Annotated in this window: 22 protein-coding genes; 9 read left to right on the forward strand and 13 right to left on the reverse strand. The window is 65.4% G+C overall.

Annotation, left to right across the window (positions count from 1 at the left end; all coding sequences use genetic code 11):
- Positions 1–37 precede the first annotated feature (37 nt).
- The 8 genes from ACSSVC_RS17425 to ACSSVC_RS17460 form a co-directional block, all read right to left on the reverse strand.
- A complete protein-coding gene (locus tag ACSSVC_RS17425) occupies positions 38–1495 on the reverse strand; it encodes an amidase (RefSeq protein WP_492611064.1) in 1458 nt (485 codons plus the stop codon).
- A 105-nt stretch (positions 1496–1600) separates the two neighbouring features.
- A complete protein-coding gene (locus ACSSVC_RS17430; RefSeq protein WP_443693499.1) occupies positions 1601–2722 on the reverse strand; it encodes a polyamine ABC transporter substrate-binding protein in 1122 nt (373 codons plus the stop codon).
- 106 nt (positions 2723–2828) lie between these two features.
- Complete coding sequence (locus ACSSVC_RS17435) at positions 2829–3860, reverse strand: AraC family transcriptional regulator (protein ID WP_346632675.1); 1032 nt, start codon at positions 3858–3860, stop codon at positions 2829–2831.
- A gap of 340 nt (positions 3861–4200) precedes the next feature.
- Complete coding sequence (locus ACSSVC_RS17440) at positions 4201–4815, reverse strand: DNA-3-methyladenine glycosylase family protein (protein WP_492611065.1); 615 nt, start codon at positions 4813–4815, stop codon at positions 4201–4203.
- A gap of 117 nt (positions 4816–4932) precedes the next feature.
- A complete protein-coding gene (locus tag ACSSVC_RS17445; RefSeq protein WP_492611066.1) occupies positions 4933–5835 on the reverse strand; it encodes an alpha/beta hydrolase in 903 nt (300 codons plus the stop codon).
- A gap of 31 nt (positions 5836–5866) precedes the next feature.
- Positions 5867–8101 (reverse strand): TonB-dependent siderophore receptor, encoded by a 2235-nt coding sequence (locus tag ACSSVC_RS17450; RefSeq protein ID WP_492612573.1) that lies wholly within the window; start codon positions 8099–8101, stop codon positions 5867–5869.
- A gap of 109 nt (positions 8102–8210) precedes the next feature.
- Positions 8211–9548, reverse strand: coding sequence for a HAMP domain-containing sensor histidine kinase (locus ACSSVC_RS17455; RefSeq protein ID WP_404939593.1), 1338 nt, complete (start codon positions 9546–9548; stop codon positions 8211–8213).
- Entirely contained in the window at positions 9548–10240 is a 693-nt protein-coding gene (locus ACSSVC_RS17460; RefSeq protein ID WP_346632680.1) for a response regulator transcription factor, read from the reverse strand. The genes ACSSVC_RS17455 and ACSSVC_RS17460 overlap by 1 nt, the downstream gene beginning before the upstream one ends.
- Before the next feature lie 183 nt (positions 10241–10423).
- On the opposite strand from ACSSVC_RS17460, the gene ACSSVC_RS17465 reads away from it, so the two are divergent.
- The 4 genes from ACSSVC_RS17465 (at position 10424) to ACSSVC_RS17480 (ending at position 13146) form a co-directional block, all read left to right on the forward strand.
- Positions 10424–11119: a helix-turn-helix transcriptional regulator gene (locus tag ACSSVC_RS17465; RefSeq protein ID WP_492611067.1), complete on the forward strand. Its 696-nt coding sequence runs from the start codon at positions 10424–10426 to the stop codon at positions 11117–11119.
- Between the two features lie 5 nt (positions 11120–11124).
- Positions 11125–11910 carry a PhzF family phenazine biosynthesis protein gene (locus ACSSVC_RS17470; protein WP_346633054.1) on the forward strand — a complete coding sequence of 262 codons (786 nt, stop codon included), beginning with the start codon at positions 11125–11127 and terminating at the stop codon, positions 11908–11910.
- Between the two features lie 115 nt (positions 11911–12025).
- Positions 12026–12673 (forward strand): hypothetical protein, encoded by a 648-nt coding sequence (locus ACSSVC_RS17475; protein WP_492611068.1) that lies wholly within the window; start codon positions 12026–12028, stop codon positions 12671–12673.
- The gene (locus ACSSVC_RS17480; RefSeq protein WP_346632683.1) at positions 12670–13146 is read left to right on the forward strand and encodes a surface-adhesin E family protein; all 477 of its coding nucleotides are present in this window, start codon (positions 12670–12672) and stop codon (positions 13144–13146) included. Before ACSSVC_RS17475 ends, ACSSVC_RS17480 begins: the two co-directional genes overlap by 4 nt.
- A 19-nt stretch (positions 13147–13165) precedes the next feature.
- Here ACSSVC_RS17480 and ACSSVC_RS17485 read toward each other — a convergent pair whose 3' ends face one another.
- Positions 13166–13594, reverse strand: a complete 429-nt coding sequence (locus ACSSVC_RS17485) for an N-acetyltransferase (RefSeq protein WP_346632684.1) — start codon at positions 13592–13594, stop codon at positions 13166–13168.
- 90 nt (positions 13595–13684) lie between these two features.
- Here ACSSVC_RS17485 and ACSSVC_RS17490 point away from each other — a divergent pair, with 90 nt between their 5' ends.
- From ACSSVC_RS17490 to ACSSVC_RS17505, 4 genes are all read left to right on the forward strand, one after another.
- Positions 13685–13978, forward strand: coding sequence for a hypothetical protein (locus ACSSVC_RS17490; protein ID WP_346632685.1), 294 nt, complete (start codon positions 13685–13687; stop codon positions 13976–13978).
- A 40-nt stretch (positions 13979–14018) separates the two neighbouring features.
- Positions 14019–14369, forward strand: coding sequence for a hypothetical protein (locus ACSSVC_RS17495; protein WP_346632686.1), 351 nt, complete (start codon positions 14019–14021; stop codon positions 14367–14369).
- A 107-nt stretch (positions 14370–14476) separates the two neighbouring features.
- Positions 14477–15088 (forward strand): hypothetical protein, encoded by a 612-nt coding sequence (locus ACSSVC_RS17500; protein ID WP_492611069.1) that lies wholly within the window; start codon positions 14477–14479, stop codon positions 15086–15088.
- 16 nt (positions 15089–15104) lie between these two features.
- Positions 15105–15692 (forward strand): hypothetical protein, encoded by a 588-nt coding sequence (locus tag ACSSVC_RS17505; RefSeq protein WP_492611070.1) that lies wholly within the window; start codon positions 15105–15107, stop codon positions 15690–15692.
- Positions 15693–15777: 85 nt separating this feature from the next.
- Here the strand turns inward: ACSSVC_RS17505 and ACSSVC_RS17510 are convergent, their stop codons facing one another.
- The 4 genes from ACSSVC_RS17510 to ACSSVC_RS17525 form a co-directional block, all read right to left on the reverse strand.
- A complete protein-coding gene (locus ACSSVC_RS17510; protein WP_404939605.1) occupies positions 15778–16332 on the reverse strand; it encodes a UPF0149 family protein in 555 nt (184 codons plus the stop codon).
- Positions 16333–16434: 102 nt separating this feature from the next.
- Positions 16435–16836: a hypothetical protein gene (locus ACSSVC_RS17515; RefSeq protein WP_346632690.1), complete on the reverse strand. Its 402-nt coding sequence runs from the start codon at positions 16834–16836 to the stop codon at positions 16435–16437.
- A 213-nt stretch (positions 16837–17049) separates the two neighbouring features.
- Entirely contained in the window at positions 17050–17358 is a 309-nt protein-coding gene (gene yecR / locus ACSSVC_RS17520) for a YecR family lipoprotein (RefSeq protein WP_492611071.1), read from the reverse strand.
- A gap of 322 nt (positions 17359–17680) precedes the next feature.
- Positions 17681–18298: a LysE family translocator gene (locus ACSSVC_RS17525; protein WP_346632692.1), complete on the reverse strand. Its 618-nt coding sequence runs from the start codon at positions 18296–18298 to the stop codon at positions 17681–17683.
- A 243-nt stretch (positions 18299–18541) separates the two neighbouring features.
- On the opposite strand from ACSSVC_RS17525, the gene ACSSVC_RS17530 reads away from it, so the two are divergent.
- Positions 18542–18994, forward strand: a complete 453-nt coding sequence (locus ACSSVC_RS17530; RefSeq protein ID WP_346632693.1) for an Lrp/AsnC family transcriptional regulator — start codon at positions 18542–18544, stop codon at positions 18992–18994.

The raw sequence follows: 18994 nt of genomic DNA on the forward strand, positions 1-18994 counted from the left end.
CGTAAAGCGGCGCGGTTTTGCTGCGTCAGCGGGTTGTTCAGTGCAGTTCACGCCCGGGGGCGTCCAGCAGTCCTGCGGGGTGCGTGAACACCCCGGCAGGCAGCAGTTTTTCCAAGGCCCGGGCGGCCCGCAGGACCAGTTCGTCACGGCCGAAGCGGGCGACGATCTGCAGGCCTATGGGCAGGCCGGCGGCGCTCAGGCCGCAGGGCATGCTCAGCGCCGGTTGGCGGCTGAAATTGAACGGGAAGGTGGTGGGCTGCCACATGGCGCTGATCTGCTCGGGCCAGTCGGGCGGCATCTGACGCTCCACGGCGAAGGGCTCGACCACCGCGGTGGGAGTCAGCAGCAGGTCGTAGTCACCGAGAAAGTCATGCAATTGTTGCGCGACCCGATGCCGCTCCTGCACCGCGCAGGCGTAATCCAGGGCATTGAGCTGGCGTGCGCGAACCTGGGCCTGCTGGAGGAAGTCGCCGACCAGGTGCTGGCGCTCCACCGGGATTTCTTCGGCCACGGCGCTGGCCACTTCCACCGGCCAGGCTCGCAGGTAATTCGCGGATGGCTGGCCGATGTCCGGCGACGCCTGGACCACGCTCGCCCCGGCCTGCTGCAGCAGCTGGGCAGTGGCCAGGCAACGGGCGGCAATCTGCGGATCGACATGGGCGGCATGGCCCAGGTCGGCGCTGAAGGCGATACGCAGGCCGCTGATGCCGTCCTCGATGCTGGATAGAAACTGGCCGGGGGCATGGGGCCAGGCGAAAGGTTCATCGGGCTCATGGGCGCTCATCAGCTCCATCAGCAGGGCGATATCCCTTACATGCCGGGCGATCGGGCCTTCGGCGGCCATGCCCCCCGGGTCGATGCTCGGGTAGGCGGACACCAGGCCATGGCTGGGCTTGAAACCGATCACGCCGCAAAAGCTCGACGGGGTGCGGATCGATCCGGCGGCATCGTTGCCGGTGGCCGCCGGGGCATAACCTGCGGCCACCCCTGCGGTGCTACCGCCACTGCTGCCACCGGCATGCAGGGCCAGGTTCCAGGGGTTGCGGGTGATGCCGGTCAACGGGCTGTCGGTCAGGGGTGTGCTGCCCAGTTCCGGCAGGGTGGTCTTGCCAATGAAGATCGCCCCGGCCTCGCGCAACCGCGCCACCAGGCTGGTGTCGCGGGTCATGGGCGGGCGGTCGGCCAGCGCCCTGGAGCCGCTACGGGTGTGCCAGCCCTGGATGTCGCTGTTGTCCTTGACCAGAATCGGGATACCGTCCAGCCGGCCCAGCGGTTGCCCGGCGGCCCAGCGCGCGGTGGCCGCCCGGGCGGCGGCGAGGGCGGCCGCGTCCTGGCGCTCGCAGAGGGCGTTGAGGTGCGGCTCATGGCGTTCGATCCGAGCCAATACGGCCTGCAGCAGGTCCACCGGGGTGAACTGCCGGGCGGCAAAGCCGTGCAGCAATGCCTCGATGGACAGCAGGTGCAGGGCCGGTGGGCTGGACGGGGATAACGACATGGGCAGCTCTTCTATCAAGGCCGTTTGGCGCCGGGGGCGGGCCAGCGGGCAAGGGTTGCGGATACGCCGCTGACGGCGGTCCGCAAACCCTTGGGGGTGAGAAACTCAGCGGCCACTGGTGACCTTGACCCAGGTTCGGGTCCGGGTGCGTTCGGCCTTGGCCGGCAGCGGTGCCAGGGGGTACAGGCGGGTCATGGTCTCGGCGCTGGGGAACAGGTCCGGGTTGTCCAGCAGCGACTGCTGGATGAACGGTTTGGAGTCGGTCACGCCGTTGGGGTAGCCGACGTAGTTGCTGATGGAGGCGATGACTTTGGGTTCCATCAGGTAATTGAGAAAGGTGTGGGCGGTGTCCACATGCTTGGCGCCGGCGGGGATGGCCACGGTGTCGATCCACACCAGGGTGCCTTCCTTGGGAATGCGCATTTCGATGTGCACGCCGTTCTTGGCTTCGTTGGCGCGGTTGGCCGCCTGCAGGAAGCCGCCGGAGTAACCCACGGCCACGCAGATGTTGCCGTTGGCGATATCGCCCATCCACTTGGCGCTGTGGAAGTAGCGCACATAAGGACGCAGCTTGAGCAGCAGGGCCTCGGCCTTGCGGTAGTCCTCGGGGTTCTGGCTGTTGGGGTCCAGGCCCAGGTAGTGCAGGGCCAGGGGCAGCATCTCGGTCGGCGAGTCGAGGAAGGTCACGCCACACTGGCTGAGCTTCTTCAGGTTCTCTTCCTTGAACACCAGGTCCCAGCTATTGACCGGGGCATCGGTGCCCAGCAGTTCCTGGACCTTGTCGCGGTTGTAGCCGATCAGGTTGGTGCCCCACATGTAGGGGATCACGTAGCGGTTGCCCGGGTCGCTCTGCTCCAGCAGCTTCATCACCGCCGGGTCGAGGTTCTTCCAGTTCGGCAGTTGGCCACGGTCCAGGGGCTGGAAGGCGCCGGCGCTGATCTGCTTGCTGACGAAACCGCTGGAAGGCACCACCACGTCGTAGCCGCTGTTGCCGGTCAGCAGTTTGGCTTCCAGCACTTCATTGCTTTCGAAGATGTCGTACTTGACCTTGATCGCGCTCTGGGCCTGGAAATCCTTGATGGTGTTGGGCGCGATGTACTCCGACCAGTTGAAGATGTTCACCGTGCGCTCTGGGGCGGCCTGGGCAGTGAAGGAGACGGTCAGGGCCAGGGCGCTCAGAGAGCAGCTCAGGGCCAGGCGGGTGAGGGCGGTATGCAGCGATTTCATGCGACAACTCCATGTCTGAAATGAGCGGAACCTTCCGATGCGGTCATTCTTGGCCGGATAGGTCCCTGAGAGAATGTTGGGAACGGTCAATAGGGGATATTTAGCGTCAATCTTCAGCGCAGTCCGAGAGCGGTCCGAGCTGGCCGGCCAACTGCCGGAAGCGCCCGGGAGCGACACCGCTCCAGCGTTGGAAGGCATGGCGGAAACTCGCGGTTTCCTTGAAACCCAGGGCTTCGGCGATGCGGTAGATGGGCAGGCTGTGCTGGCCCAGCAACTGCTGGGCCCGGGCATAGCGCAGCTCATCGAGCAACTGCTGATAGCTGGTGTCCTGGGCCCGCAGACGCCGGCGCAGGGTGCTGGGGGAACAGTGCACCTGGCGCGCCAGGCTGTCGAAGTCCGGCACCGCGTGCAGCTGTTCATTGAGGATGCGCCGCACCTGATCGATCCAGGTCGGCCGGGCGCTGAGCTCCTCGTTGAGGCGGATGCAGCGTTGCAGCATGTCGTTCTGGGTCACCAGATCCGCCAGGGGCAGGCGCCGGTCCAGCCATTCCAGGTCGAAGCCGATGGCGTTGCGCCCGGCGTTGAACTGCACCGGGCAGTTGAAGGCCTGCTCGTAGCTGTCCAGGTAGGGTTGCGGGCCGTGCATCAGTTGCACCTGGCGCAGGGGCAGGGAGCAGCCCAGCAGGTCCTGGCAGGTGACCCGGTAGGACGACATGCAGAAGTCGGTGTTGAACACCTCAAGCTCGGTCTCGCTGTACTGGTCGGCGGTGAGCCAGGCCAGGCCGTCGCGGACCTCCAGGTCGAGGCGAAAGAAGGTGCCCAGGAGTAAGGGGTAGCGCAGGGCCAGGGACCAGCCTTCGCGCAGGGTGGCGCTGGTCAGCAGGGTCAGGCCGAACATGCCGTAGGCACTGATATGCAGGTTGCGCCCCAGCACCAGGCCCAGGTCCTGGCGAAAGGCCACGGCGTTGCTGAACACGCGCATTTCCTGGCTGATGTTGATCAGGCTGTTGGGCAGATCCAGGTCGGCCAGCTGGATGCCACTGCCTTCGAGCAGCACCTCGGGCGATACATCGCTGTCGCGAAAGGCGTCCAGCACCGCTTGAGTGGTGTGCAGGGTAGTCAGGCGAAGAGCGGCCATCGGCGATCTCAGATTGATATCGGGAGGCGTGACTTTAGGGGTTACGCGCGCGCGGTTCAATTGCCCCTATGCAGGAGCTCGGCGATGGGATTGTGCAGGCACAGCCCCAATGTAGGAACTGGCTTGCCAGCGAAGGCATCGGCGAGGGCAGCGTAAGGCTTGAGAGCCTGTTCGCCGGCTTGCCAGCGAGGGCGCGGTTGATGGCGGGGGAATGGGGCGATCTTGTGGGCGCTTTCGCTGGCAAGCCAGCTCCTACGGACGAGGCCGCGTGCATCTGTAGGAGCCGGCTTGCCGGCGAACCGCGCAGCGGCCAGCCCGCACCGGGTCAAGTGCGCGGTGTTCAGGCTGTCGGTACTCGCCACAGGTACCAGGCGGCAGTGGTGCGCCAGGGGCGCCAGGCGTTGCCGAGCTCGCGCAGCTGTCGGGGACTGGGCTGCTGTTCCAGGCCCTTGAGGCGGCGATAGCCCTCGCGCACGCCAAAGTCGTCCACGGGCAATACGTCCTCCCGCTCAAGGCTGTAGATCAGCAGCATCTCCACGGTCCAGCGGCCGATCCCGGGCAGTTGGGTCAGGCGTTCGATCAGTTGCTCGTCATCCAGACCACGGGCGCCTTCGGCATCGGGTACGCGACCGTCGAGGGTGGCCTGGGCGATGCCCTGCAGGGTCGCTACCTTGCGTGCGGAAAAACCGCAGCCGCGCAGGCGCTCAACACAGGTCACGCTGAGTTGCTCGGGCGTGGGGAAGTCCTGGCCGGGAAACAGCCCGCGCAGTCGGGCAAGGATCGCGTCGCCGGCCCGGGCGTGCAGTTGCTGGTAGGCCACCGCTCGTACCAGGGCCTGGTAGGGCTCGCGTTCCGGTCGCGGCTGGTGCCGGCAGGGTCCGATGGCGGCAATCAGCCGGGCCCAGTCGCTGTCCAGCGAGGCAAGAAAGAGTGCAGCGGTGGAGGACGCAGACATGGGGTATCCAGGGCAAGTGGCGGGGCGACTGGCAGGTTAGCCCGGGGTCCCGACGCTTGCACTCTGTCTCTTGCGCTGAAACTCGCGGCCCGGGCCTTGCGCCCGGGCGCCGGGGCGTCAGTCCTTGGTCGCCGGCAGGTAGAGCCGCTCCAGCACGTAGTGCAGGGAAGCGGCCAGGGTTTGACCATGGCTGAGCTTTTCGAAGCTGTGGTAGTCCAGGGCCAATCCCGGCACCTGGGCCAGTTGCGCCTGCAACTGTCTGGCACGCTGGTCGGCCTCGGGCCCCGGTGGCTGGCGGGGGTTGCCCGGTTCGGCGCCGCCGCGCATCAGCAACAGTTGCGCACGATGGCCCTGCAGGCGTCCGGCCAGGCCTTGGGCTTGAGTCAGGATCAGGCCGTCGCCCCACCACAGCGAAGGACTCGCGGCGGCGTAGTGACGAAACTCCTGAGGCCGGGCGAACAGCGCCTGCAGCACCAGCAGGCCACCGTAGGAATGGCCCCACAGGGTTTGCTGCGTGGCGTCGATCGGCACTTGCGCCGCCACTGCCGGGCGCATGCGTTCGCGCAGCAGTTGCAGGAAGGCCTCGGCGCCACCGCTGGGTTGCCCGGTCAGCGGGTCTTGCTGCTGCGCCTGGCCCGGCTGCTGCGGGGTGTAGTCATAGGTGCGGGCGTTGCGCTCGATGCGCAGTGGGGTCTGGTAACCCAGCGCCACCAGCAGCGGCGCCGGGCCCCGGTCCAGGCGCTTGAGCTGCTCGGGGTCCAGAGCGCCGATGGCGGCATTGCCATCGAGCATCCACAGCACCGGATAACCCTGTGGCGGCGGCGCCTGCAGCGGCTGGCCGATCCACAGTTGGTAGTGCCGCTGGCCGTCGGCGGAGTCCAGTTGCAGGCTGCTGAAACGGTAGGGCAGGTCCTGGCGCTGCAGCAGGCTGCGGTCCATGCGCTGGTCCGGGGCGGGGGCGGCCAGGGCCGCTCCCGCAAGGCCCCAGGCCAGGACCAGGGGCAGAAAAAAAGTTCTCATCAGGCGTTCTCAACGGGCTCTTGGTGATGGCTCAGAACGATGCGGTCAGGCTGGTGTACAGGGTGCGCCCGGGTTCGTTGTAGGTGGCGGCGCCGGCCCCGGCGATGTTGTTCACGCCCTGGGCGTTGCCTTCACGGAACAGGCGTTTGTCGAACAGGTTGTCGACCCCGGCGGTCAGGCTCAGGTTGCGGGTCAGGGCGTAGGTACCGCTGACCCCGGCAATGGCGTAGGGCGCCAGTTGCTGGGTGGCGCTGCCAGTGACCCGGTCGCCGTGGTAGTCGTACTTCTTCGGCGTCTGCTGGCCGTACCAGGCCACGGTCGCCTGCAGCGACAGGTCCTGGGTGGCCTGCCAGTCGAGCATCGAGTTGAGGGTGTAGCGCGGGGTCACCGAGAGGTAGTCGCCGGTTTGCTTGTTCTTCGATTGCAGCATGTAGGTGAAGTTGTTGTTCCAGGTCAGCTGGCTGGCCAAAGGAATGGTCAGGGTGCCTTCCAGACCTTCTACCAGGGCCTTGGGCACGTTCTCCCACTGGTAGATCGCCGCGTTGCGGTAGGCGCCGCTGCCGCCGCTGGCCCGGTTCACCGGGGCCAGGCCGGATTCCACCTTGTTCTTGTAGTCGTTGCGGAAGTAGGTCAGGCCGGCCACCCAGCCGTCGGCCTTGTATTCCAGGCCCAGTTCCTTGTTGACGCTGGTTTCCGCCTTGAGCTTGTCGTTGCCCTGCAGGTAGCAGCTGGTGCTCTGGCCGTAGCAGCCCTGGCCGCGGCTGTAGAGCAGGTAGTCGGCGTTGAGCTGGTACAGGTTCGGCGCCTTGTAGGCCCGGGCGATGCCGGCCTTGAGGGTCAGGGTGTCGCTCAGGGCGTGGGACAGGTTGAGGGACGGGCTCCAGTTGTCGCCGACGATGCTGTGGTGATCCAGACGCAGGCCGGGGGTGAGCATGGTGCCCGGCTGCAGTTCGATGTTGTCTTCAGCGAACAGCGAGAAGATCTGCGCGCTGGACTGGGTGCTGCGGTTGCTGCTGCTCAGGCCGCCCACGGCGCCGCCTTCACTGGTGCTCTGGGTGTTGGCGCTGGGGTCGTCGAGTTTTTGCTGCGACCATTCGCTGCCCAGGGTCAGGGTCTGCTCGAAACCGGCGTGCAGCGGCAGGTTGATTTCGCCATGGGCGGTCAGGTCGCGCAGCACCGCGGTGTAGAACTCGCTGTTGCTGAAGATGCCTTCGGTGCCGCCGGCCAGGCCTTCGTTGATCCGCGTGTTGCGGGTCTTCTCGTATTGCAGGTAGGCCATGGAGCTGCCGAAGTCCCATTCGCCGCGATGGGTCAGGGCATAGGTTTCGCGGTAGCTGCGGTTGGTCTCGTGGCCCAGCAGGTTCTGCACATTCTTGTTGCTGTTGGTGTTCTGGGTATCGCCGGTGTAGAGGTTGCCCTGGCGGCTGAAGCCAGCTTCGAAGTCCAGGCTCTGGTCTGGAGTCATGCGCCAGCTCAACAGGCCGTTGAGGTCCTTGTTGCGCACACCTTCGCGGCCGGCGGGCAGGGTGCCGACCTGATTGCCGGTGCGCAGGGATTCATGGCCGGCGTTGATGTCGGCGTCGTCGGCATCGGTCTTGGCCACGTTGCCGTAGACCCGGTAGCTCAAGGTGTCGGTGAGCGGGCCATTAAGGCCGAAGCTCATACGCTGGGTGGCGCCTTCGTCCTTGTGGGTCGGGAACGAGCTGTAGAGCGTGGCGTTGCCGTGGGTCTGGCTGCCGGCCTGCTTGGTGATGATGTTGATCACCCCGCCAGCGGCACCGTTGCCGTAGCGGGCCGCCGCCGGGCCGCGGATCACTTCGATGCGTTCGACCTGGTCGGCCGGCACCCAGTTGGTGTCACCACGGCTGTCGCGCTCGCCGCGCCAGCCGTAGCGCACCGAGTTGCGGCTGCCCACCGGTTTGCCGTCCACCAGGATCAGGGTGTTTTCCGGGCCCATGCCGCGGATGTCGATCTGCCGGTTGTTGCCGCGCTGGCCGCTGGTGGAGTTACCGGTGAGGTTGACCCCGGGCATGGTGCGGATGATCTGCGACAGGTCGTTGGCCGGCGGGCGTTTCTGGATGTCCTCGGCGGTGATCACCGAGACCCCCGGTGCCTGCTTGGTTTCTTCCTTGGCGGTGGCGATGACGCTCTGGGGTTCCAGCTCCAGGACCGGCTGGGTCGAGCCTGCATTGGCGGCCTGCACCGCGTGGCTGAGCAGGCAGCAGCCCGACAGCAGGAAGGGGGCGAAAGGACGCATCGAGCGCATGGACATCGGTGATCTCCGGACAGAGGCAGAAACAGAAGATCACGAATGATAATGACTGCTATTTGCGAGTAAAGCGCATTAACTTTCTAAACACTTCCAGGTCATGGGGCTAGGCGGCGGGCAGTAGCAGGTGCATGCACAGCCCGGGGGTGCCATTGCTGGCCCAGATCCGCCCCTGATGCAGCTCCACGGCGCGCCGGGCGATGGCCAGGCCCAGGCCGAATCCGTCGCCCTGGGCTGAGTCCAGGCGCTGGTAGGGCTGGAAGATCCGTTGCAGGTCCTGCTCGGCGACCCCCGGTCCCTGGTCTTCCAGGCACAGGTGCCAATAGGCACCTTCGCGCCAGCCGCGCAGGCTCACCCAGCCGTCGGCGGGGGAATAGCGGATGGCATTGCGCAGCAGGTTTTCCAGGGCCTGGGCGATGCTGTCCAGGTGCACCTGGACCCGGCAGTCGGCGTCCAGCAGGCAGGGCAGGCGCTCGGCGTCCCAGGCGCTTTCGAAGCAGGCATCCTCGCGCAGCGCCTCCCAGATCGACAGCACCTGCACCGCTTCGGTGGGCAGTTGCGGACGTTCGGTGTCGAGCCAGGCCAGGTCCAGGGTGTCTTCCAGCAGGCGCTGCATGTCGGCGATTTCCCGGTCCAGGCGCTGGCGCAACTGCTCCGGCGGCAACTGGCTGTCATGGGCGATGCGCAACCGCGCCAGGGGCGTGCGCAGCTCATGGGACAAGGTCCGCAGCAACAGGCGCTGCTGGGCCAGGCTCTGGCGCAGGCGCTCGGCCATGTGCTCGAAGGCCAGGGCCAGTTCCCCCAACTCGTCGTGGCGGTTCACCAGGGGCGTGCCCAGCCCCTGGCTTTCCAGGTCGTCGGCGCGCAAGGCATCGGCGCGGTCGCGCAGGCGGTTCAGCGGCAGCACCAGATGACGATAGAGCAACAGGCCGAGCAGGGCGGCGAGCAGGGTCGGCACCACACCATGGCTGAGGAGGTGGGTCCAGGGTGTCAGGCCGCTGGGCAACAGGCGCTCGGGCAGTTGCAGCACCAGACGGCCTTGCTCCGGGTGCTCGGGGAATTCGATGCTGACGTAGGGCAACTCGTCCTGCAGGCGCCGGCTCATGGGCCAGTCGAGCTTGCGCATGAAGGTCAGGTGGCTGGCGTCCTCGGCGGTCAGCGGCGTGCTGCCCAGGCTCTGCAGGCGATCGCCGATCACCGCGACCCAGGTGTCTTCCCGGGCCGCCAGTTGTCGCTGGAACTCATCGACCGCGGCCACGCCGCCCTGGCGCCAGGCGTTCTCGGCCTGCTGGGCGTAGCTGGCCAGGTACTGGCGGTCGGCGGGGTCGAGAAAATAGGTGCTGCGTTCCGCCGACAGGCCCCAGGTCCAGATGATCCAGGTCAGCAGCAGGCAGAAGCCGATCTGCAGCACGGCCAGTTTCCACAGCAGGGGATGACGGCGCATCAGTGACGTTGCGCCTCCACCAGGATGTAGCCGGCGCCGCGCACCGCCTGGATCTGCAGGTGCTGCACCCCCAGGTCGGTGAGTTTGCGCCGCAGGTTGCACACGTGCACATCCAGGCCACGATCCAGGCGCGTATAGATGCGGTGCAGTACCTGCTGATAGAGAAAGGGTTTGCTCAGGGTTTCTCCGGGGTGCTCGCGCAGGGTCACCAGCAACCGGTATTCCGAGCCGGTCAGGCCCGCTGCGCGGCCCTGGTGCAGCACGTCCTGAGCCTGGTCGTCGAAGTCGAGGTCCGGGTCCTGGCGTGTGGCCTGCTGCTGTTGCACCCGGGCCATGCGCCGCAGCAGGGCGTCGGCGCGGGCGTCCAGTTCGGCCAGGCTGAAGGGTTTGGGCAGGTAGTCGTCGGCGCCCCGGGTGAAGCCGGTGATCCGGTCCTGCTCGGCCCCCAGGGCCGACATCAGCATCACTGGCGTGTCTTGTTCGTGGCGCAGGGTTTCCAGCAAGGCCAGGCCGTCCATGCCCGGCAGCATGATGTCCAGCAGCACCAGGTCGAAGTGACCGGCGCGCACCGCGGCCAAGCCCTGGCGACCGTCGGCGCAGGGGGTGACGGCAAAGCCGCGCTGGCGGAAATGCCGGTCCAGATCGTCGCGCAGTCTGGCGTCGTCTTCCACGAGGAGCAGGTTGGGGGTCATGGGGCAGAGCACTTGAATGGGGATATTTAATGAGAACGTTTTACATTTGCGAATATTGCAGCAATGCCCCTGGCTATGCAATTGCCACGATGGGCTGACGGGATTGAGGTCGCAATCAACTAAAAGTTGAATATTCAACGTTGTGTTGATATTTTTCCTGGCCGCTTTCCTTGGTAACCGCCCATGAACCTACCTTCCGATGCTCTTCTTGCCGAGCGCCAGCTGGTCTTGCAAGTGCTCAGCAGCACCTTGCAGATGCTTGCCAGTGTGGTCGGCCAGCATGTGGAAATCGTCCTGCATGACCTGGACCGCCCGGAATCGTCGATCGTTGCCATCGCCAACGGCCATGTCACCGGGCGCCAGGTGGGCGATCCGGTGCTGGTCGGGCCGCGCCAGGACCTGGGGTTTGCCGCGGTGCGACGCGCCCTGCAAGACCGCTCCGCGACCACCCCGCTGGTGCTGGAGAACTACCCGACCCTGGCCCCCGACGGCCGTGAGCTGCGCAGTTCCACGGTGATCTTTCGCGACCGCAGCGGGCAGCCTTTCGCCAGCCTGTGCAGCAACAGCGACCTGAGCGGCATTGCCGCCGCTCATGCCTGCCTCGGGCAGTTGCTGGGCCTGGGCAGTGCGCCTGTGCCGCGCCGCGACGACACCCGCGACATGGAACAATTGCTGGCCCAGATCATCCAGGGCGCCTGCCCGGGAAACGGGGCGCGCATGAGCAAGCAGCACAAGCTCGACGCCGTGCGCCAGATGCAGGAGCGCGGGGTGTTCATCGTCAAGGGCGGGATCGAAAAGGCCGCCGCGGCCCTGGGGGTGACCCGCTACACCATCTACAACTACCTGGAACAGATCCGCGCCGAAGGCGCCGAGGAATGACCGCGATGCAGCTCGATATCTTTCAAGTGGATGCCTTTACCTCCCAAGTCTTCGGTGGCAACCCGGCGGCGATCTGCCCCCTGGATGCCTGGTTGCCGGACGCGGTCCTGCAGCGCATCGCCCTGGAGAACAACCTGTCGGAAACCGCCTATTTCGTGCCCCGGGGCGAAGTGTTCGAACTGCGCTGGTTCACCCCCACGGTGGAAGTCGACCTGTGCGGGCACGCCACCCTGGCGGCGGCCTGGGTGCTGTTCGAGCAGTTGGGCGAGCGCCGCGACGTGCTGCGTTTTGCCACCCGCAGCGGCGAGTTGCGGGTGAGCCGCGAGGGCGGTCTGCTGTCCATGGATTTTCCCGCCAAGCAGCCCGAGGCGGTGGCGATTCCTCCGGCCCTGCTGCAAGCCCTGGGGTTGCCGGCGGCCGAGGCCCTGTACCGCACCGACGATTATCTGCTGGTGGTGGACGACGAATCTCTGGTGGAGGCGCTCAAGCCCGATTTCGCCGCACTGGCGGCCTTTGATGTACGCGGCATTGCCGTGACGGCGCCGTCCCGGGAATTCGATTTCGTCTCGCGCTGGTTCGGCCCGCGGGTCGGGGTCAATGAAGACCCGGTCACCGGTTCCGCCCATACCTCCCTGGCGCCTTACTGGGCCGCGCGCCTGGGCAAGCGTCAGTTGCGGGCGCAACAGGGCGGGGCGCGCAAGGGCCAGCTGGAGTGTCAGGTGCTGGACAACGGGCGGGTGATCATCAGCGGCTACGGGGCCTTGTACCTCAAGGGCAGCATTTTCCTCTGAAGCGGTTGCGGCGCCGCTTTGCCATGCAGACCTGGCGCCTGCCGGCGGATTTGTCTCGGCGGTGCCGGCGGGAGTAGAGTCGCGGTTTTTTCGCCTGCTCAGGATGCTCCAGACCATGCAACGGACCCGCACCTTGCCCTGCCTTTCCAGCACACCGCTGCTGGCCTTGCTCTTTGGCCTGTGGGCCGGCACCGCCCAGGCGGCCAGCCTCAGCCAAAGCCTGCTGGACTGCCAGCCGGGGTTCTTCAAGGCCCTGCATCAGCAGCGCGCCGAGCTCGGGCAGGTGGTGAAGCTGGCGGAGAATCAGCGCCAGGGCATTGCCTGGATTCCGGTGGTGGAGCGCCGCGACAGCGCCACCGCGCTGACGGCGTTTTCCCGTCCGCTGCTGGATCAGGGCCTGCCCCTGACCGCCTACTACGACCGCCAGTTCGACCTGGGCGAGCAGGGCACCTTCCACTTCTGGGGCTTTGAAATCGATGCCAGCCGCGAGGCCGTCATGGCCGCGCTGCCCCAGGCCGGTTGGCAGGAGGCCGGCGAATACTTCATCTCCCGAGCGCAGATCAAGGCCAACGCTGCGGCGCCCTGGCAGGACAACCCGGGCGCCGCTTCGGGCATCGCCCCGGCGCCGGGTTCTGCGGAAAAGATCCTCATGCTCAGCGATGAAGACGGCAAGACCCGTCTGCTCTGCTCGTTGCAGGGCAGCATCGATCAGCCGCTGTTGGAGCAGGAGCGGCCGGACCTGGCCCAGGGAGCGGGCCGATGAACAAGCTGTTGAGCTTGAGCGCGGCGCTGGTGCTCGCCGGTTGCGCGCATTCGGGTACCCCCAAGGAGGCCCCGGCGCCGCAGCGTCCGGAGGGCATGTTCAAGGTGCTGGAGACCCCGGAGCTGGGCACTTACTTTGCCGCCAACTCGCTGGCCCTCTACCAGAACAACCCGAACCTGCGGCAGTTCTATCTGGTCAACAACTACGCCAAGCCTGCCGAGCTGGGCGGTGGCAAACCGCCGATCTACAGCTCCCGCGCGATCCGGGTGATCAACTGCGAGAAGGATGAGTCGGCGCAGTTCGGCCGGGTGTACTTCTCCGAGCCGTTCGCCCAGGGCGTAGAGGTCATGCGCAAGGAAGATCTTGCGCAATGGGCCGCATTCCCCCGTCAGTCGTTGATCGGGGAGCTGCGCAACATGGCCTGCGCGGTCGATCCTAGCCGGCTCAAGCTGGCTCCGGCACCGAGTCGGTGAGCGCAGTCAGAGACGTTGTTCAACCCGGCCAGGCCATGATCAGCTCGGCCTGTCCGGTATCGGGGTCGATGCCGTTGTCGATCACCTGGAAACCCTGCTGGCGGTAAAAGCCGATGCTCGGCAGGTTGGCGGCATACACCGCCAGTTCCAGGCGTGAGCGGCGCTGGCGGGCATCGGCCAGCAGTTGCGTACCCAAGCCCAGGCCCTGGTGCTGAACGCCGACGAAAATCGCTGCCAGTTGATCCTCATGCAGGCAGTAGAAACCCAGGAGTTGGCCGTCGCGTTCGATCACTCGGGTCTGGGCGTTGGGAATGTAGAGGCTGCGCATGTCCTCGACCTTGGAGCGCCAGAAGTCGGGGTCGACAAAGTGGTGGGCCTGGATTGAAGCGTCCAGCCAGAGTGCCAGCAACGCTTCCAGATCGCTGCTTTGATAGTCCCTGATCAGCATGTTTTGGGGGCCTGTCGAATTGAAGTGTGCGCCGCACGCTACTCAGGTAGCGACGGTCTGTCCAATTGTTGAGAGCCAAGGAAGTATTCGATGCTGGAAAGCAACCGCACCATCACCCTCTCAGGCGAGCAGGCACTGCAAGCCCTGGCGGAACTGGAGTTCGTCTTGATCTCGCTGCACAAGATGGGTGCCTATTACATGGACAAACCCGTGGCCGACTACCAGCGCGCCACCACCGATTTCATCGATGGCCAGCAGGTTACCCAGCGCCTGGCCCAGGTGCGCAGGATTCTCAGCGAGCCGTTCGACTGCACCCTGGGGGACGATCAGATGGATGACATCGAACGCCACATGGAGGGGCTCGAACTGTGGCAACCCGAGTAATCGCACGGCTGATACCCAGGGATTTTTCAAGGAGCCTGCCATGTCCCGGATAAGCATCGCCGTGGCGACACCCACCAGCAGCCTGGCGCTGGTGAAGTTTCTCCATCAGCGCCTGGGCCTGGCCCTGAGCGTTGCCCAGGGCCATCTGCGCCGTGGCGCCGAGGGTTTCTTCTACAGCGCCAAGCTGTTTCACAACGACCATGTGGAACGTGAGCAGGAACTGCGCGACATCCTCGCCTTCTTCAACAATGCCCAGGTGCCGCTGTTGATTGTCGAAAGCGACCCCGATGAGCAATGGCACGGGGTTGCGCCCGAACCGTTGCAGGACTGCGCGATGCCCCAGGAGCACTTGTTCAATCTGCTCCAGGCCTATGAAGAGGACTATCAATAACGCCCGGAAGCGAGCCTGCACTGCCCAACTGAATACGCGGTTTTCCTAAAGTTCTGGCCCCCGGGGTCGAGACGTTGGTGCTGTCCGTTCATCAATAAGGATATTTCGTGTTCAGAACCCTCCTCGGGGCCACCGCCCTCATCGCCACCCTGGCGCTGACCGGCTGTGTGTCCTACAACGTCACCGGCCCGCTGGGCGCGCCGTTGCATCCCGCTCCCGTCAGCAGCCCGCGCACCGCGCAAATCGCCGATGTGCAGGTCACCGCTGCCGGTATCGACGAAGCCACCCGCACCGCCATCAGCCGTTCGCTGACGGCTCAGCTGACCCCCTACGTCAAGAGCGCCGGCTACTTTCGCCAGCTCAGCGAATACCCCACCCGGCTGGGTGAGGGGGACGTAGTGCTGAAGTTCAACATGACCTCCCTCAAGGGCCATCGTGCACCCCATCCGGGCTACCTGCCCGGCGCCTTGCTGACCCTGACCGTGTGGATCTGGGTCAACGGTCCGATCTACGTCGATACCTTCGACCTGGCCGGCGATCTGTCGATTGTCGACCGCGACGGCAAGGAACTGGCCAGTGCCAAGGAGCAGCTCAAGTTCGAGCGCAACGTCGGCCTCTACGGGCGCGAGTACTGGGCCCCGACCCAGGGCGCCAAGCAACTGAATGAACTGGTTGCCAAATTGCTCGACAACGCCAGCGCCCGCTTGGCGCAACACTAGGATCAAGGAGAGTCACATGTTGGGTTCCATCAAGCACGCCCTGGTGCTCGCAGCCTTATTGCTGGGCGGTTGCGTGTCCTACTCGCAACACGAACTGACGCCGGTCAGCACCTGGCCGCCCGCTGCGCAAGTCGCTGAGCAAAAGCCCAGCGCCTTTGTGCGCACCACGGCGATGTACCAGGTCAACGGCGGCCCGGCCAATGCCGCCGCCGGCGCTCCTGCTGCCGCTTGGGAAACCGTGGTGGCCGATGCCTACCGCCAGTCCGGGCGCTTTGCCCGGGTCAGCACCGACAAGGTCGAGTCGGACCTGTATGCCGAAGCCACCCTGTACAACAACGAACAGTTCAGCATGGCTTCGGCCATCATCACCGGCGCCACCTTCTTCGTGATTCCGTCCACGGCCAAGAACACCTTCACCCTGGAGACGGTGTTCAAGGACAAGGACGGCAAGGAGCTGGGGCGGATTCGCAAGAGCGAATCGGTGCGCACCTGGATGCAGTTGCTGCTGATCGTCGCCATCCCCTTCCAGCAGGACACCCGCGACGTGGTCCAGGCGCTGGCCCGCAGCACCCTGGATGAAGCGGTGCAGCGCAAACTGCTGTAAGCCTCGCGCCGCTGGCCGGGCGCAAATAAAAACGCCGCTTGCTCTGTTCAGGGCAAGCGGCGTTTTTCATGGGGCGCAGTTTGTCTCAGCGCTGCGCCGACCAGTAGGCATGCAACTGCCGCGCGGCGGGTTCGATGGCCGCGATCTGCTGGCGATGCTGCTCCAGGTCCAGATCGGCGGGCAATTCGAAGTTGTCCTGTTCGGCGCAGTCGATGATCAACTGCAGCGCCTGGACCTGTGGCGCCGGCATTTGCGGCCAGTTGCCCACGGCCACCCCGCGCAGGTAGCCGAAGCACCATTCTTCGGCCAGCAGCAGGTCCTGGCCCTGATGTTCGGTCTGTTCGAAGCGCGCCTTGAATCCTTCGGGGGCGCTGCTCAACTGGGCGGCCAGGGTGTTGATGTGGCGTACGCAGAGGTCGATGAACTGCCGGCATTCCTCCGGGGTTTCCCAGCTTGGGTTTTCGCCGCCCCAGATCCCCGGGAACCATTCGGCGATGTCGACCTGGGCCGGGCCCGAGACCAGCGCGGTGAAGTAGCCATCCAGCTCGCAAGGGTTGAGCACCGAGTGGTCGTCGCCGTACTTGAGCAGAGTGTCTTCGATCACTTCGAAGTCGGCGGCGTTGAGAGGCGAGTTGGGCATGTTCGGAATCCTGAGAAAAAAGCTGCGGCGATTTTCCTGTTTCACGCCGCACGCCGCAAGCTCGAAGCTCGGCCGGCCCATCTCGTGGTTCGAGGAGGGTGCTCAGGTATCGCGCAGCAAGTCCTGGGCATCGAGCAGGCGGTAGGCGATTTCCGGGCGGTTCTCCATGGCCCGGCGGATGGCGGCCGGAATCGACTGCCGGGTCTTGCGGCACAGGCCGGGGTGCTCGGCCAGGGCGATGGTGATACCGCGCATGCTGCGCACTTCGTTGTCGCTGGGGGTGATCTCCACACGGACCCCCAGTTGCTGGTAGATCCGCCGCTGCATGTGCTCCAGGTCCGCCAGGTCCTTGAGATTTTCCAGGCGTTCGAGCAGACGCTTTTCCTCCTGGCGCGTCAGATTGAGGATGCGCAGGTCGGCTCCGGGGGTGTCCAGCAACTGCTCGCGCTCGCAGATGCAGGCGCCGGGCGGACAGGGTTGGCGGGTAGCTGGGCTGGGGTTCATGGTGATCCATCATAGCGACCCAGCAGCAGCTGTCAGAGAAAATTATGCAGTCGGCCCGCAGCCGTTTCCCCGCCTGGTCCGTAGGGTCCTTTTCGGGTCACGGCGCAACGGGGTGGTGACAGTCAGCTGCAACTGGTAACACCGCGAGCAGCAGCGCCGGGAAGGCGCTGCTGGATGGGGGATGGGCTCGGGAGCCGGGGAAAGCTCGTTGAGTCAACGCTTGCAGAGGTAGTCCTGGGTCACGGTGGTTTGCAGGCAGTTGTACTGGCCCATGGTCCGGCAGACGGACTTTTCGCTGCCCGACTGCTCTGCGCTCTTGTAGCCCCAGACCTTACAGCGTTCGGTTGCGGCACTCAGGCCCTGAGCCGCCGAGCTCTGGCCGTCTTCGAACTGACCCTGTTCATAGGACAGCTGGACTACGCCGTCATTCTTGCTGCCGCCGGTGGCTTCCCACTGCTTGGGAGTGGCGCAACCGGTCAGCACGAAAGCGGCGAGGAGGAGGCTGGTGATGGTGAGTTTCATAATTGAAAACAGTCCTTTGAGAGAATAGCGAAGCGTTCGGCAAGGCTTGGGTGCATTGGGCCCGTTCCTGCCTGTTATGGTTTTTCAAGACGCAAAGAGCCCGGGCACCGCCATGCAGCGGTACGGGGGAACACTGTGGGAGGCGGGGGACTATAGCGGCGGCGTATGCCTGGGGTCGATTAGCACAAATGGGCTAGTGGCACCGGTGATGGCATGGCCCGTCGGGCACCAGGCTGGCAGTCGGCAGGCCTTGGGACAGCGGTTGGCGCAAGCTTCGCAGCCTTCGCGCGGCCCGTTTTCTGAAGCTGGGCATGGGTATTGCTCAAGCCAGGAGCTGTTCCGCGAGCAGCACTAGGGCAATCAGGATCATCAACCCGCCCGACAGGCGACTGACCCATAGTGCGGCCACCGGGCGGGCCTGCAACACGGTCCGCGAACCGAAACCCACCAGCAGGTAGATCACCCCGCAACTGAAGGCATGCAGCAGCCCCAGGGCGAGGATCTGCAGCGGCACCGGCCAGGCGGCCGTGGGGCTGGTGAACTGCGGCAGCAATGCCAGGAACAGCAGGAAGACCTTGGGGTTGAGGCCGCTGACGCACAGGCCCTTGAACGACCAGCGCGCCCAGGAAGTACAGACCTGGGCTGCGCCGGCCTGGGGCGTGGACGGATGGCGCAGCAGGCCGATGCCCAGCCACAGCAGGTAGCCGGCGCCAGCCACGGTCAGCCCTGACAGGGCCAGGGGATAGCGCGCCACCAGCCCGCCGACGCCGGCGGCCACCACCAGGGTGGCCAGCAGGTGCCCGCTCAGCAGCCCGGACACCGCGGGAACCACCACCCGGCCGTTGAGCCCGGCGGAAATGGCGTAGGCCCAGTCGGCGCCGGGGGTGATCACGAACAACAACGACACCGCCCAGAACGCGGCCAGCATGCTCGGTTCCATGGCGGTTACCTCGATCGGGTGCAGGTGGCGTGGATGAAGTGCAGCGTCGCTACGGTTAGCGGCAAGCGTGGTTTGCCAAGGGGGGAGTGCATGGGGCTTTCTCTCGGGCATCAGGTGATCGTTCGCCGCGCAACAGTGATGGGAACGGTGGCTTGAGGGTTCGGAGAAAGAATATTGAAGATCGAGGGGGATATTTTCTCTAATATTCCAAGCGTTGATCTTGGATAGGGGAGAATTATCTAAATGGATCGAGTTGATCAGAAGATTCTTGCCGAGCTGCAAGCTGATGGCCGATTGTCGGTCACCGACCTAGCGGATCGGGTCGGCCTCAGCCTGTCGCCGTGCCATCGACGAGTGCGGGCACTGGAACAGTCAGGGGTGATCCTCGGCTATCGCGCGCAACTGGCGCCCAGCGCCCTGGGGCTGAATTTCTCGGCCATGGTGTTCGTCACCCTGCGCGAGGGCGATCACCAGGCGGTGGCGGCCTTCGAAAACGCCTTGCAGGGCATTGCCCAGATCGTCGAGGCGCAGCGGCTGTTTGGCGAACCCGACTACCTGCTGCAGGTGATCACCCGCGACCTGCCGGCGTTCCAGCGGCTGTACGACGAACGCTTGTCGACCTTGCCCAACGTCCAGCGTCTGACCTCGACCCTGGTGATGAAGCAGGTGATCCAGGACCGCACCCTGCCGTTGTGA

The sequence above is a fragment of the Pseudomonas sp. E1BtOHC1 genome (assembly GCF_058744285.1).